The sequence below is a fragment of the Archangium sp. genome (assembly GCF_036389735.1).
Lineage (GTDB): Bacteria > Myxococcota > Myxococcia > Myxococcales > Myxococcaceae > Archangium.
The window spans coordinates 1-14887 of record NZ_DASVWK010000989.1; the positions used below are offsets into that span (position 1 = coordinate 1).

Genomic DNA, 14887 nt, shown 5'->3' on the forward strand with positions numbered 1-14887 from the left:
CCAGGGCATCGAAAAGGAGGATCTCTCCACTGGAGAGCGGGACGATGCCCACCAGCGGCAGGCGGCCGGGCAGCGCGAGGTTCGTATTCGTCGACAGCGTCAGCCCCATGGGCACTCCGGAGCCCGAGCCGATGGGCAGCATGGGGAAGCCGGTGACATCCTTGGCCACTTCCGTCGTCGCGCCCGTGGTGGTGTCCACCGCCAGCACGCCCGAGGGACACGGGAACCGGACACCGCCGCAACTGGACGGGTCGAGGATGCCGAAGATGAGCGCACCCGCCTCCCGCTTCATGTCCGGCACCTCCTGCCCCTGCTCGTCCTTCTTCGTGCCCATCACCCGTTCATGGGTGGCGAGCTGAAGCGCCTGGGAGCCTCCGAAGTTCAGCTCCGTCAGCGTGTTCCCCAGCAGGTCCACCTTGTAGCTCTTGCCGGCGGTGCCCACCGGGGCCCGCGTGGCCACGGCGAGCTGCCCGGCCTGGGGCAGCACGATGAGCGAGCTCACGACGATGTTCTCGGGCAACGCCACGCTCAACGCCGCCCCTTCCACCCGGCCTGTCCCGTCGATGATCGCCTGCGGCGCCGGCACCCGCACCTCCCACAGCCGGGCCCCGGTCACCTCCCGGGTGGCGTAGTAGAGCGTGCTCGAGCCGTCCTCGGCGCCGCGGGCGGCGAAGGCCGTCACCGGGCCCGTGGACAACAGGAGCTGCCTGGGCAGCTCGCGACCCGCCCCGGGCGCCGTGGGGTCGTTCAGCCGCACCACCTCGCGCAGGAAGGCGCGGTCCGAGGCCACCACGGAGATGCTCGCCGAGCCGTTGCTGCGCGCGTAGAGGTAGGAGCCTCCCACCTCGGTGCCAGTGCCGCCCAGGTCGTAGCGCATGTCGCGCGTGAGCGCCTGGGGCCGCGGCAGCACGGGGACGGAGAGCGGAGAGAGGGGGTTGGGGGCGCGGATGTAGCCCCGCCTCGTCGCGTCGTCCGTGAGCTCCAGCACGCGCAGCTCGTCGCGATCCGCCGAGGTGACGAACAGCAGCTCCGGCTCCCGCTCCGAGTCCGAGAGCTGCTTTCCAGCCACCAGGACCAGATCGAAGGTGCCGGACAGCCCGGCCGTGGGCAGGCTCTGCTGCTCCTCGGTGCAGGCCGCCAGGAGCGCTCCGACCACCACCACCAGCGACACGATGAAGCGCTTCACTGCTCTACCTCCTGACACGTGCTGACCCCTTCCACGTCCTGACGGCTCCCCAGATAGGCCACCAGCCGGGCGAGCTGTGGGCTCTCCAGCGCCGGGATGTCGATGACCGAGATGCGCCCGTCTCCGAAGTTGCTGACGAAGAGGCGCGCCGCGTTGCCCGTCTGCTGCACGGCGATGCCGAACGGCTGGGGCGACCTGTCTCCCGTCACCTCCCCCACCGTGATCTGGGACACGACCTGGCCCACGTCCGGGTCATAGATGGCCACCACGCCGGACGCGGAGCACGAGACCACCACCAGCTCGCTGCGCGTCGGCCCGCGAGGCACCAGCGTCACCTGGGTGGGACCGTCCGGCAGGGGCACCGAGTCCACCAGCCGCAGCGAGGGCGAGTCCGTCTCGAGGCCCTGCACATCCACGACGACCAGCGAGTCCGGCGAGCGCACGGCCAAGTACAGGCGCCGGGGCCGCGTCGTGGAGGCCGGGGTCAGCGCGAAGCCTCGCGCGTCCCGGGCGGCGAAGGCCAGATCCAACCCGGGGTCGATGACCCGCCCCTGCCTGCCCTCGGCCGTGTCCAGCAAGCGCAACAGGAACCGCCGGTTGTTGGCGTTGAGCACCCGGTTGGAGGCCCGGCCGGAGACGAACACATACCGCTCCGTGGCATCCACCGAGTGGCTGCCCCCCACGGCCACCACCTCGGAGGTCTGCAGCGGGACGAAGCTGTCGGTCGAGAGCCCTGGCGTCTCGCCGTTCAGGCTGACCACGTACGAGACGAAGCCGGTCCCCGAGCGAGCGGGCGTGTCCGCGGGGTCCACGTGCGTCACCCACACCCTGCCCTCCGGGGTGACGTCGACGCCGAAGGGCGCGGGCGCGCGCGGCAGGTCCGCCACCTGCCCGGGCACCTCCGTGGAGAGCGACACCGCCCCCTCGACGCAGTCGCGGCTGCCCCCCGAGGCCCCCACGCAGGACAACGCCGTCGGCGCCGTGACGTCGATGTAATGAAGGAAGTCACCGTCCGCGCGGGCGGGCACGAAGAGCCGGGCCGAGCCATCCGGACGGTTCCAGAGGGCCATCTCGCCCGCGTAGCTCTGGATGAAGACGCGCGAGGAGTCGGGGATGTTGAGCTGATCGATCCGCAGTGGATCGCCGCTGGGGGCCGTCCCCAGGGCAGGCAGATTGCCGTCGATGCCGCTCACCTGATCCAGGTCGACCGCCATGACGGTGCCCTGATCGAAGCACCGATCGAAATTGGCGCTCGCCACATAGAGGACACCGTTGGTGGAACCGGGCAACACCCGGTGCACGAGACCGCTCGGGTACACGAAGCGGTTGGTGGGCGGAGGCCGTGGGTCGGTTTCGTTACACGCGGCGAGGAGCAGCGCGAGACTGAGGAAATGGGGGCGCATGTGGAGGGGGGGGGAGTGTAGGAACCACCCCACCCCCGGGCAACTACAAAGGCGCCCCGCTATTCCATATCCCGCATCCGCCCCTGCTCCGTGGGCGACCCGGCAGGCGGCGTCAGGCCTCCGCCTGGAGCTTCGCGAAGTCGGCCACCTGGTTGAACAGCGTGCCGATCTCCGTGAGGAGCCGGATGCGGTTCTCGCGCAGCTCCCGGTCCTCGGCCATCACCATCACCTTGTCGAAGAAGATGTCCACGGTGGGCTTGAGGCCGGTGATCTCCTTGAGGGCGCCGGAGAAGTCGTCGGACTTCACCAGCTCGCTCACGCGGGAGCGGGCCTGGACGTAGGCGGCATGGAGCTCCCGCTCGGCGTCGTCGGTGAGACGCTGGGCATTGACCTCGCCGCGGGTGATGTCCTTGCCCTGCTTCTCGACGATGTTGCCCACGCGCTTGAAGGCACCGGCCAGGGGCGCGAAGTCCGCCCGGCCCACGATGCCGCCGAGCGCCTCCAGCCGCTTGCGCGCGGCCACCATGTCGTCGAAGCCGGCCGACAGTACCGCCTCCACCACGTCCGTGCGGAACTCCTCCGTCCACAGCGCCTTGAGGCGGCCCCGGAAGAACTCGAGCACCTGCTCGCGAGGCGCGGGCTCACCGGCCTTGCGCTTGACGTTGGCGATCTTCGGCCCGAGCTGCTCCAGCGCCGCGTCCACCGCCTGGGCGAGGGAGAAGCGGTAGCCCCGGCCCTGGACGATGCGGATGACGGCGAGGCACGCGCGCCGGAGGGCGAACGGGTCCGCCGCGCCCGTGGGGCCCTTGCCAATGGCGAAGATGCCGCACAGCGTGTCCAGACGGTCCGCCAGGCCGATGAGGGCCCCCGACTCCTGGGTGGGCAGCGCGTCCTCGGCGGTGCGAGGCAGGTAGTGCTCGAAGATCGCCTGGGCCACCGCCTCGGGCTCGCCGCTGGCGCGGGCGTACTCGCGGCCCATGACGCCCTGGAGCTCGGGGAACTCGCCCACCATGCCGGTGACGAGGTCCGCCTTGGCCAGGGTGGAGGCGCGCTCGATGGTGGCCTTGTGGCCGCCGTGGCCCGTCCACTCCGCCAGCTTCACGCCCAGGGAGCGGAAGCGCTCCACCTTCTCGGCGTAGCTGCCGAGCTGGTTCTGCCACACGACGCGCGCCAGCTTCTCCGTGCGGGCCGCCAGCGGCGTCTTGCGGTCCTCGTCGAAGAAGAAGCGGCCATCGGCGAGGCGGGCGCGCAGCACGCGCTCATACCCGCGCAGGGACAGCTTCACGTCGCGCACCGGCGTGTTGGACACGGCGATGAAGCGCGGCAGCAGCTTGCCGTTGGCGTCCAGCACCGAGAAGTAGCGCTGGTGGCTCTTCATCTCCTGCACGAGCACCTCGGGAGGCAGCTCCAGGTGACGCTCCTCGAAGCTGCCCACCACCGGGTTGGGCTGCTCCACCAGGTTGGTCACCTGGTCCACGAGCGAGTCATCCTCCATCAGCTTGCCGCCGGCCTGCGTGGCCGCCGCGCGCACCTTCTCCAGCACCTGCGCGCGCCGCTTCGCGATGTCCGGCATCACGTTGGCCTTCTCCAGGGCCGCCTCGTAGTCCGAGGGCTTGGAGATCTCGATGGCCCCGGGCGACAGGAAGCGGTGGCCGTACGTCGTCCGGCCGCTCTTCACGTCGCCGAGCACCACCGGCAGCACCTCGCCGCCCAGCAGCGCCACCACCCACTGCACGGGGCGCGCGAAGGCCTGATCCACGTCACCCCACCGCATCGTCTTGCGGAAGTTGATGCCGTGCACCGCGGTGTGGAGGATGTCCTTGAGGAGGTCCGCCGCCGGGCGGCCCTTCTCCTCCACCTTGGCGGCCAGGTACTCGCCCTTGGGCGTCTGGATGCGCAGCAGCGCGTCCACCGACAGCTTCTGGCTCTCGGCGAACTTCTCCGCCGCCTTGGTGGGCTTGCCGTCCTTGTCGAAGGCCGCCTTCGCGCTCGGGCCGAGCACCTCGCGGGTGATGTCCTCGCCCCGCTCACCGATGTCCTTCACCCACACCGCCAACCGCCGCGGCGTGCCGTAGGTGCGCACCTCGCCGTGCTTCAGCCGAGCCTCGGCGGCGCGCTCGGTGATGACGCGCTTGAGATCCTCCAGCGCGGGAACGATGAACGAGGCGGGAATCTCCTCGGCACCGATCTCCAGGAGCAGCTCACTTGCCACGGGACACCTCCGCCTGGGCCTGCTCGGGCTTGTTCATCACCACCGTCTTCCAGTAGTCGCTGGCGGGCTTGCCCTCGAGCACCGGGGGCTGCTCCCCCACCGTCCAGGGCGTCTTGAGCAGCGGGTAGCCGAGCCGCTCGCGCATCTTGAGGTAGCCCTCGGCGCACAGGCGCGCGTTGTCACGCACCCGCTTGATGAAGTTGGCGCGCTCGGTCACCGAGATGGCCCCGCGCGCGTCCAGCAGGTTGAAGGTGTGCGAGCACTTGAGCGCGTAGTCGTAGGCCGGCAGCGGCACCTCGCGCTCGATGAGGCGCTTGCATTCCTTCTCGTACGAGTCGAACAGCGTGAAGAGCATCTGCGCGTCCGACTCCTGGAAGGCGTAGCGGCTCATCTCCACTTCGTTGGCGTGGAAGACCTCGCGGTACTTCACGCCCTTGACCCACTCGATGTCGTAGATGTTCTCGACATTCTGCAGGTACATGGCGATGCGCTCGAGGCCATACGTGAGCTCGGCCGCGACGGGCCGGCACTCGAAGCCACCGCACTGCTGGAAGTAGGTGAACTGGGTGATCTCCATCCCGTCACACCACACCTCCCAGCCGAGGCCCCAGGCGCCCAGGGTGGGCGACTCCCAGTCGTCCTCGACGAAGCGGATGTCGTGCTCGAGCGGATCGATGCCGAAGGCGCGGATGGAGTCCAGGTAGAGCTGCTGGACGTTCTTGGGCGCCGGCTTGAGGATGACCTGGAACTGGTGGTGCTGGAACAGACGGTTGGGGTTCTCGCCGAAACGGCCATCCGCGGGCCGGCGCGAGGGCTGCACGTAGGCCACGTTCCAGGGCTCGGGGCCGAGGGCGCGGAGGAAGGTGGACGGGTGCATGGTGCCCGCACCCACCTCGAGATCATAGGGCTGGGCGATGATGCAGCCCTGCTTGGCCCAGTGGTTCTGGAGCGTGAGGATCAGATCCTGGAAGTACATGGCGAGACGCCTTCACGGAGAGAGGGCGACGAAAAAGAGGACCCGGGACCCTAGTGATGGGGTCCGGGAGCGTCAAGGACGGCCTTGACGACTCGTTCTCGACTAGTTCTCCACCACCGGAAGGTCGGACACCCGCACGGACATCTCGGTCACCTGACCCGGCTTGATGGGCACGGAGAGCCAGTGATTGACGCCGTCCGGGTCCACCACGTTCAGCCGGTAGGTGTCCGCGGGCAGCGGCACCTTGCGCAGCGGGGTGGTGCCGAGCTGATTGTCCCCGTCGAACACCGCCGAGCGAGGCGAGGTGTAGAGCGTGAGCCAGCCGATCTTCGCCTTCGTCGCCCCCTTCACGGTGCGCATGTCGATCACCTCGGGCGCACCCTCGACCTCCGGCTCGGCGGCGGGCTTCGACTCGGACCCGGCCTTGGGGGCCGCGGCCTGCTTCCGTGGCCGCTTCGCGTCGGCCCTGGGGGCCTCGAGCTCGGGCGGCGGCGTGGGCTCCGGCTCGGGAGCCACGGGCTCGGGCGTGGGCTCCGGGGCCTGGGCGGTCACGGTCGGCGGCGGTGTGGCCGGCCGGGGAATCGGCACCGGCTCCGACGGGGGAGGCTGAGGCGAGAACTCGCCCTTCACGGTCTTCAGGGCACTGGCGTACAGGGGGGCCAGCATCGCCCGGGTCGGCGGGTAGGCGATGGCGCCACCGATGGCCGCGAGCAGCAGCAACAGGAAGAGCTTCCCGCCCCACCCCGAGCCCTGACGCGAAGCCTCCGGGCGCTCCAGGGCGGCCCGGAGGGGAAGCGTGCTCGGGCCCGTAATCTCCGCCTCCTCCTCGGGCTTCTGCACCTGGGGCGGACGGATGGTGGGAGGCCGGCGGACGGGCTGCGTCTTGTCGAGCGGATCGTCCTCGTCCTCCTCCGGCTCGGGAGTGACGGCCACGGGGCGGACGGGCGCGGCGCTCCTGGCGGACGGCGCACGCGTGGGAGCGGCGGTCGGCACGGGGTCGATTGGGGAGGCGGTGGGCCGGCGTCCCGCGGGCTTCGGCGTGGGCGTCACCTGCCCCGAGGGGGGCTTCGCGGAGCGCGACCTGCTCTCCGGGGCGGCGATGACGGGAGCCCGGGGTATCCGCGCCGTGACCTCCTCGGTGACAGCCCCCCCAGGCACCGCGCCGAACTGCCCGGTATTGCCCTCGCTCTCGGGGCCGTTCGCGCTCTCGAGCAGCGCGCGCGTCTTCTGGATCTTGTCCTCGAAGAGCTCCCGCATCACCGCGGCCAGCTGCTCTTCGTGGAAGAGCTCGGCCCCGCATGCGGCCTCGATGGCGCGGGCCATCTCACGACCCGTGGCGAAGCGCCCCCGCGGCTCACGTGCCAGCGCACGCATCACCACGTCCGCCAGGGCCTGGGGCACGCGCGGGTTGAGGCTGATGGGCGAGGGCACCTCCCCCTCGGCGATCTTCAGCATCACCTCTCCCTCGTGGGAGCCCGTGAACAGCCGGCGGCCGCACAGCAGCTCGTGCAGGATGATGCCCATGCAGAACAGGTCACTGCGGCCATCGAGTTCGGCGCCGTGGGCCTGCTCGGGGGACATGTAGCCGGTGGTCCCCTTCACCATGCCCACCTGCGTGCGGCCGAGCCGCCCCTTGGCCTTGGCGATGCCGAAGTCGATCACCTTCACGTGGCCGTCGAAGGTGACCATCACGTTCTTCTGCGACACATCCCGGTGCACCACCGGCCGGGGCTTGCCGGAGGGGTCGGTGTAGGCGTGCGCGTAGTGGAGCCCGAGGCACGCATCGCGCACCACGCGGGCCGAGAAGCCCAGGGGCAGCGGGCGCTGCTGCTTCTGGGAGGCCTGGTGGATCTGCTCCAGGTTCTGCCCGGCCAGGAACTCCATGGCGAGGTACAGCTCGCCGTCCTGGTCCCCGAGATCGAAGACCTGGGCGATGTTCGCGTGGGCGAGGGCGGCGGTGATGCGCGCCTCGTCGAGGAACATCTTGACGAAGTGGTCGTCCTTCTGGACGTCCGGGAGGATCTGCTTGAGCGCGACGAACTTGCGGAAGCCGCCGGGTCCCGTGGTGAAGGCGAGGAACAACTCGGCCATCCCGCCCATCGAGAGACGGGTGACGATCTCGTACTTGCCGATCCGACGTCCGCGGTCGTAATCGACACCCATGCCGCCCGGGGGCCCGTGGTTGGCCATCGAACGGATTCTACCCGGCCAGTCGCACCGGGTCGACAACGGCGACTCAGGAAGTCGCGTTATCCGGGTGGAGCCAGCTGGGCATCAGGCCCGCCACCTCGTCCCGGGAGGGCAGGCCCGCCACGGCGCCCAGGTGCTCCACCACCTTGGAGCCCACCGCGCAGGCGAAGGTGGCCAGTGCCTCCAGATCCTCGCGCGAGGCTCCCGCCAGCGCCGAGGCATCCGCGTACCGCCGGCTCAGCCCATGGAGGAAAGCCGAGGTGAAGCCATCCCCTGCCCCGGTGGTGTCCACCACGCGCACCCGGGGTGCCGGCACCCGCACCAGCTCGTCCCGCCAGAGGAAGACGGCGCCCGCCTCGCCCCGAGTCACCACGGGCAGCGTCACGCCCTGCCCCGCCAGGAACCGCACCGCCTCCTCCGGGTCCGTCCGCCCGGTGGCGAAGGCCACCTCCTCGTCCGAGAGTTTGACCACCGTGCAGCGCGGCAGCAGGCGGCCGAGCACCTCTCGCAGCACCTCCGGGTCCTGCCACGCATGGAGGCGGAGGTTGGGGTCGCAGCTCAAGATGCGGCCGGCGGCGCTCACGGAGTCCACGATGCGAAGCATGGCCGCCCGGGCCTCGGGCAGGTGCAGCGAGTTCGTCCCGCAGTGCACCACCCGGGCGCGTCCGAGGAAGGCGGGGTGCACGTCCCGCTCCCCCAGGAGGAACTCGGCCGAGCGCGTGCGGTAGTAGGAGAAGCTGCGCTCGCCGCGCGCATCGATCGAGATGAAGACCAGCCCCGTCTTCGCCTCGGCCGTCTGGCGCATGTGGCTGACGTCCACGCCCTCGGCGGCGAGGCGCTCGCGCAGGAAGTGGCCGAACTCGTCCTCGCCCACCACGCCGACATAGGCCGAGCGCCCGCCCAGTCGCGCCACGCCCACGGAGACGTTGGCCAGGGAGCCGCCGATGGCCGGCTTCCACGTCGTCACGTCGCGCACCCGCTGGCCGGACTCCGCCGGGAGGAAGTCCACGAGCGACTCGCCTACACACACCACGTCGAGCGGTGAAGCCCCGTCCTGCCCTGCCATGGTCAATCCAGTCCGACCTGGGCCATGAAGTCCACGCTCTTGAGGCGGCGGCCCAGGTGGTGGGAGATGAAGACATTGAGGACCGCACGCGCTCGGGCCCGGAGGTCCGCCGACAGCGGCGTCCGCGCGCCCTCCTGGATGGCGCGGAGCCCGGACAGCAGCTCCGCCGGCACGTTCACCGCGTCACGCGCCCGGCCCGAGCACGACTCGCACACCGTGCCGCCATGGGCCTGATCGAAGCGAGGCCGCTCGCCGGGCGGGCCGCCACACAGCGCGCACGAGTCGAAGCGCGGCATCAACCCGGCCTGGGCCAGGGCATCCAGCTCGAAGGCCAGCAGCGAGGTGGGGCCGGCCTCCTTCGCGTCCAGCTTGTGCAGGTACGCCTCCAGCAGCGCGAAGAGCTCCGGTTGCGGCTCGTGCTCGCGCGTCAGCTCGCGGCACAGCTCCACCGCGTAGAGGGCGCGGGCGATGAGGGGCAGGTCCTCGCGCGCTGCATAGTAGCCACCCACGATGTCGGCCGAGTCCAGGCGCACCGTGGAGACGCGCGTCTCCACCAGTTGCACACGCAGCCGCATGTAGGGCTCCAGTGCGCCGGCGAAGCGCCGCTTGCTCTTGCGGGCCCCGGCCGCGAAGGCCGTCAGCTTGCCGTGATCGCGCGTGAGGAGCGTGACCAGCCGGTCGGCTTCCCCGTAGTCCACGGTGGAGAGGACCAGCGCCTCATCTTCGAAACGCTCCATGGTCTCCTTCAACGCGGGAGGGCGTTGGGGCCCTTCCCGGTCATCACAAAGGCCACGTACGCCCCCACGCCGAGCACCACCAGCACCCCGGCGAGGATCCACCAGGCCCGCCGCCGCCGCTCGCGCTCCAGCACCACCGGGCTCGGCTCCGGGGTCGCCTTGTCCACCTCTTCGTACCGGAGGACGGCCTCCTCCGGGGCCAGCCCGATGACCTGGGCGTAGGCACGCACGTAGTTGACGACGAAGACGCGCGAGGGCAACCGCTCCACCTGGCCCTCCTCCAAGGCGGAGATGAGGCTGGGGGAGATCTTCGTCACGCGCGACACCTCGTCGCGGGACAGGCCGCGCAGCTCGCGCTGCTGGGAGAGGTATTTGCCGAATTCGACGTAGTCCACGGCGTTGGGATTCTCGGGTTACAGGGCCTCGAGGAGCCGACGGCAGTCGTCCTTGAGCACCTGGCTCTTCGCCTTGGCCTCGCAGGAGGTGAAGCTCTGCCGCGCCTCCTCCAGCTTGCCCATCTTCACCTGGCAGGCCCCCTCACGCAGGTAGGCATCGGCGACGTCCGGGCAGGCCTCACGATAACGCCCGAAGGAGCGGCACGCTTCGGAAACGTTGCCCGTCTCCTGATAGATGATGCCCAGGTTCTTGTAGCCCATGCAGAAGCCGGGGTTGGTCGTCACCGAGGCCTTGATGGTCTGGATCCCCCGCTCCGTCTCGCCCTTCTTGTAGAGGGCCCAGCCCAGGTTGCCCTGGGCGATGTAGGGCGTGGGGTAGAGCATGTCGTTGAGGGACTGCTCATACAGCTTGATGGCCTCGTCGTAGCGGGCCTGGGACAGGTAGACGTTGGCCAGGTTCGTCTGGACCTCGGAGAAGCCCGGGCGCAGCTCCAGCGCCTTGCGGTAGTGCGTCACGGCCTCCTCCGGCCGGTTGAAGGCCACGTGCAGGAGGATGGCGATGGCGTTGTGCGCCTCCGGGTAGTCCGGATCCAGCTCGAGCGCCTTCTGGAGCTCCTTGTACGCATCCTTCACGTTCCCAGCCAACTGGGCCTGGAGCCCGAGCTCGTAGCGGAGCTCGGCGCCGCGGCGCTCCTGCTCGGTGGGAACATGCTTGCAGCCCATCAGGGCGAGCGCGAGGAGCCAGGCGGAGTGGAAACGGCGGCGAAACATGGTGGTGGGTCTCTTCTCGTGTGGGGGAAGTTCAGAAGGAGGCCAGGAGCCGGCCCAGGTTCGTCGAGGCCGTGCGCTTCTCATCGGCGCGGCTCTTGCCCTGGCCCGGGACGAGCTTGGGATCCTTCAAGAAGACAGGCAGGGTCTTCAACAGCTCGTCCTGGCTGGGAGGCGGCAGGCCTCGGAAGTTGGCGTTGTCCATCATGAAGCCCATGGACTCCACGAAGGCGAGCGCATCGGCCTCGTCCTGCTGGTACTCCTCTGCGCTCGCGTTGCGACGGCCGGGCACGTACACGGCGCAGTCCTGGGCCTCGGCGAGGTAGAGGTAGATGAAGACGGCGAAGCCGCCCGCGCCGCGCAGCCCCAGGACGAAGGCCTGCGCGGGCCCCGCCGGCTTGCCCGGGATGGCCAGGTGCGGCGAGTTGATGGACTGGTGGAGCGACAGGACCTGCTCGCGGCTCGCCGGCAGGCCCCGGAATCTCTCGTCGATGGAGAACACGTTGGGTGCGACCCCCGCGCTAGCGCGTGGTGAGGGTGAACTCCTCGGACACGTCCTGCCCGTCCGCCGCGGTGCGCTGGAAGCGGAGGAGCGGGTTGTCGATCATCACGTTGCCGCCGCCCTCGTTGCCCTCGCCGATGATGACCTTGAACACGTGCTGGGGAGACTCGCTCCGCCGCGAGCCGGCCGCCACTTTGCGGGCCATGAACAGCACCGCGTTCTTCCCCGGCTGGAGGTAGCGGGTGATGTCCGCGATCACCTGCTCCTCGTTGTTGCGCAGCTTCCGTACCCAGGTGGAGTTGACGTACAGGTCGATGTCGTACTCCGCCATACCCGTCACCGACTGCTCCGTCACGAGCCAGTAGCGCCGGGTGATGCGCGCCGGAGCGGTGTCCGTCGGGGCGGGCGCGGGGGCCGGAGCCGGGGTCGCCACGGGCGCGGGAGCCTGGGCCGTGGTGGGCGCGGGCGCGGGAGCCGGGGCGGCCACCGGGGCCGGAGCGGGGGCGGGGGCCGGAGCGTTCACCGTCTTGACGGCGTAGGCGGGCGCCTCGATGTGGACGTTGCCCTGCTCGTCGAGACGGACGGAGGAGACCTTCTCGAACTTCTGGTTCGTCACGCCGTCGATGCGGACGCCGTTGAGGAACACCGAACCGGCGAGGGCCGAGGCCGGCAACAGGGCCAGGGTGAGGGTGAGGATGGAGCGGCGCATGGGGGACTCCTCCGGGAGAGAGAGCGATAGCGCACCCGCCCGGGAGTGGACAAGCGCGCGACACCCGAGACCCTGGTGGCCGCCTGAAAATTCAGGCGCTCGCTAGGGCGCCTTCTCCTCGGGCGCCTTCTCGAGCGTCTCCCGCTGGGCGAGTGCCCAATCACCCCCCAGGCCCTCCCCTTCCCGGAACCGCCTGAAGTCCCGTCGGACGAGCCGCGGGTAGCGGCGGAAGGTGTCCAACTCGCCGGCCTTCTTGGCCTGCCAGATACGGGTGGGGCCGGCGTTGTAGGCCATGAGGGCCATGTCCAGGTCGCCAAAGCGGTCGTGCAGCTCCCGCAGGTAACGGATGCCCAGGCGCACCCCCAAGGAGGGATCCGACGCCACCTCCTCGGGGGACAGCCGCAGGCCCTGCTTCTGCGCGAGGAAGTGCAGTGTGCTGGGCTTGATCTGCATCAGCCCCCGGGCCCCCTTCTCGGAGACGGCCTCCTCGGTGAAGTCCGACTCCACGTCGATGAGGGCGAGGATCAGCAGCGGATCATACCCCGCGCGCCCCGCCTCCTCGGCGATGGCGTGGACGAGCTGCCGGCGCAGGGTGAGGCCCAGATCCGGGGCCCGCTTGGCCAGCACCGCGTCGATGAGGGCTGCGTCGGGCGGAGTCGCCTCGAAGCGCGAGGACTCCACCACCCGAGGGGCCTCGGGAGGGGCGATCAGGGGCACGGCGCGGGCGGACAGCACCAGGGCCACCCCCGCCACCAGGGGCAGCTTTCCACACCCGGCACCCAGCGCGTGCAGCCACCGGAACAACCCCTCCCCGCGCTGCCCATTCGGGCCGGAGGGGGGCGCGCTCACTTGCGCTGCCCCAGAGCGTCGATGCGCTCGGCGAGTCGTGCCAGCCGCGCTTCGATGTCCTGGATCTGCTCCCGGCGAGGAACCTTCAGGGACACCAGGGTGCGCCGCACACCCTCGTCCACATTGTGCTCCAGGTCCTTGCGGTGACCCGTCAACCGGTCCGTGAGCAGTCGGGCCTGGCGGATCATCTCCTCCTGGCTCCACCCCGCCACCTCGGCCACGCGCTGCACACAGCGCACGGCCTCCTCCTCCGCGTTGGACACGGCCAACAAGGCCTGGCTCCACACCCGCTCGAACGTCTCCGCCAGGGGGTGCTTCTGCGGGCTCTCTGGTCTGTCCATCTGAAGCTCTCCAGCACGGCTCTCCGGACCCAAGGCCCGGAAAGCGGGGGGTAAGGACAATCGAGGTAAGCACACCCCCCGATTGAAGGAAACGCCACTCGCGCTCGCCCGCCTGCTTCCCACGTCCACTGCTGGATGCTCGCCCGTCTGCTTCCGGGTCGACCTCCACGGTACGATTCGGATTAGTGCATCCCTACGTCACCCGTCAAGCCGTGGAAGATTGAAGCCCTGAAAGAAAAACCGCCGCCCCGGAGGACCGGAGTGGCGGCTTTTGGACTTCGAACGTCAGGCCTTCAGGCCAGCGCGCGCACTAGGCGGCGCCGGTCTCGGCGCGACCACCGGGCCCATTGGCCGACGGCGGGGGGAGATCATCGCCGTGGGTGGCGGCCAGGGCGGCCTCCATCTCGGAGATCTCGTCGGCGGGGCTCTCCACCTCGATGTCGAGGTACTTGTAGTTGGGGAGACCCGTGCCGGCGGGGATGAGCCGGCCCATGATGACGTTCTCCTTGAGGCCGCGCAGGTAGTCCACCTTGCCGTTGATGGCGGCCTCGGTGAGCACCTTGGTGGTCTCCTGGAAGGAGGAGGCCGAGATGAACGACTCGGTGGAGAGCGAGGCCTTGGTGATGCCGAGCAGCAACGGCTCGCCGACGGCGGGACGCTGGCTGGCGGCCATGACCTTCTCGTTCTCCTCCTCGAACACCCACTTCTCGACCTGCTCGTCGACGAGGAAGGTGGTGTCGCCCACGTCGGTGACGCGCACGCGGCGGAGCATCTGCCGGACGATCACCTCGATGTGCTTGTCGTTGATCTTCACGCCCTGGAGTCGGTAGACCTCCTGCACCTCATCCACGAGGTAGCCCGCGAGCGCCTTCTCGCCGAGCACCTTGAGGATGTCGTGCGGGTTGGCCGAGCCGTCCATCAGCGCCTCACCGGCCTTGACGCGGTCGCCGGCGTGCACGCTGATGTTCTTGCCCTTGGAGATCAGGTACTCCTTGGCCAGGTCGGTGCGCAGCTCACCGTTCACCTCGGGGGTGAGGATGAGCTTGCGCTTGCCCTTGGTGTCCTTGCCGAAGGACACCACGCCGTCGATCTCCGCGATGGCCGCGGCGTCCTTGGGCTTGCGCGCCTCGAACAGCTCGGCCACGCGGGGCAGACCGCCCGTGATGTCCTTGGTCTTGGTGGTCTCGCGAGGAACCTTGGCGATGACCTCACCCGCGTGGATCTCATCGCCGTCGTTGACGGTGATGATGGAGCCCTGCGGGAGGAAGTAGCTCGCCGGAGCCTTGGAGGAGATGAGGTTCTTGGTGTTGCCCTCCTCGTCGCGCAGGGTGATGCGCGGACGCGCCTCGGGGTCCTTGGACTCGACGACCGTCTTGCGGCTGAGGCCGGTCACCTCGTCCAGCGACTCGTTCATCGTGACGCCTTCGATGATGTCCTCGAAGCGCACGACACCGCCCACCTCGGTGAGCAGCGGAATGGCGAACGGATCCCACTCGGCCAGCAGGACGCCGGCCTCGAGCTTCTGGCCCTCCTTCACGAGGATGCGGGCGCCG

At 69.7% G+C, this 14887-nt stretch carries 12 protein-coding genes and 2 pseudogenes; all 14 read right to left on the bottom strand.

The window, feature by feature from the left end; translation table 11 throughout:
• Positions 1 to 1186, bottom strand: a pseudogene (locus tag VF794_RS35155) (hypothetical protein); the annotation flags it as partial.
• A complete protein-coding gene (locus VF794_RS35160; protein WP_331117494.1) occupies positions 1183 to 2589 on the bottom strand; it encodes a hypothetical protein in 1407 nt (468 codons plus the stop codon). The pseudogene VF794_RS35155 and the gene VF794_RS35160, both read right to left, overlap by 4 nt.
• 112 nt (positions 2590 to 2701) lie before the next feature.
• Positions 2702 to 4801 carry a glycine--tRNA ligase subunit beta gene (gene glyS, locus VF794_RS35165; protein WP_331117495.1) on the bottom strand — a complete coding sequence of 700 codons (2100 nt, stop codon included), beginning with the start codon at positions 4799 to 4801 and terminating at the stop codon, positions 2702 to 2704.
• Positions 4791 to 5777 (bottom strand): glycine--tRNA ligase subunit alpha, encoded by a 987-nt coding sequence (gene glyQ, locus VF794_RS35170; protein ID WP_331117496.1) that lies wholly within the window; start codon positions 5775 to 5777, stop codon positions 4791 to 4793. The genes glyS and glyQ overlap by 11 nt, the downstream gene beginning before the upstream one ends.
• 102 nt (positions 5778 to 5879) lie before the next feature.
• Positions 5880 to 7967 carry a serine/threonine protein kinase gene (locus VF794_RS35175; protein WP_331117497.1) on the bottom strand — a complete coding sequence of 696 codons (2088 nt, stop codon included), beginning with the start codon at positions 7965 to 7967 and terminating at the stop codon, positions 5880 to 5882.
• A gap of 46 nt (positions 7968 to 8013) precedes the next feature.
• Positions 8014 to 9033: a carbohydrate kinase gene (locus VF794_RS35180; RefSeq protein WP_331117498.1), complete on the bottom strand. Its 1020-nt coding sequence runs from the start codon at positions 9031 to 9033 to the stop codon at positions 8014 to 8016.
• Between the two features lie 2 nt (positions 9034 to 9035).
• Positions 9036 to 9770, bottom strand: coding sequence for a DNA repair protein RecO (gene recO, locus VF794_RS35185; protein WP_331117499.1), 735 nt, complete (start codon positions 9768 to 9770; stop codon positions 9036 to 9038).
• Between the two features lie 8 nt (positions 9771 to 9778).
• The gene (locus VF794_RS35190; protein WP_331117500.1) at positions 9779 to 10165 is read right to left on the bottom strand and encodes a helix-turn-helix transcriptional regulator; all 387 of its coding nucleotides are present in this window, start codon (positions 10163 to 10165) and stop codon (positions 9779 to 9781) included.
• An 18-nt stretch (positions 10166 to 10183) separates the two neighbouring features.
• A complete protein-coding gene (gene tgl / locus VF794_RS35195) occupies positions 10184 to 10936 on the bottom strand; it encodes a social motility TPR repeat lipoprotein Tgl (protein ID WP_331117501.1) in 753 nt (250 codons plus the stop codon).
• Positions 10937 to 10967: 31 nt separating this feature from the next.
• A complete protein-coding gene (locus VF794_RS35200; RefSeq protein WP_331117502.1) occupies positions 10968 to 11435 on the bottom strand; it encodes a social motility and stimulation tgl protein in 468 nt (155 codons plus the stop codon).
• Positions 11436 to 11454: 19 nt separating this feature from the next.
• Positions 11455 to 12144, bottom strand: coding sequence for a hypothetical protein (locus tag VF794_RS35205; protein ID WP_331117503.1), 690 nt, complete (start codon positions 12142 to 12144; stop codon positions 11455 to 11457).
• Between the two features lie 102 nt (positions 12145 to 12246).
• Positions 12247 to 12993: a lytic transglycosylase domain-containing protein gene (locus tag VF794_RS35210; protein WP_331117504.1), complete on the bottom strand. Its 747-nt coding sequence runs from the start codon at positions 12991 to 12993 to the stop codon at positions 12247 to 12249.
• On the bottom strand, positions 12990 to 13334 hold the full coding sequence (locus VF794_RS35215) for a hypothetical protein (RefSeq protein WP_331117505.1): 345 nt from the start codon (positions 13332 to 13334) through the stop codon (positions 12990 to 12992). Before VF794_RS35215 ends, VF794_RS35210 begins: the two co-directional genes overlap by 4 nt.
• A 310-nt stretch (positions 13335 to 13644) precedes the next feature.
• Positions 13645 to 14887: pseudogene (locus tag VF794_RS35220) on the bottom strand (DNA-directed RNA polymerase subunit beta'); the annotation flags it as partial.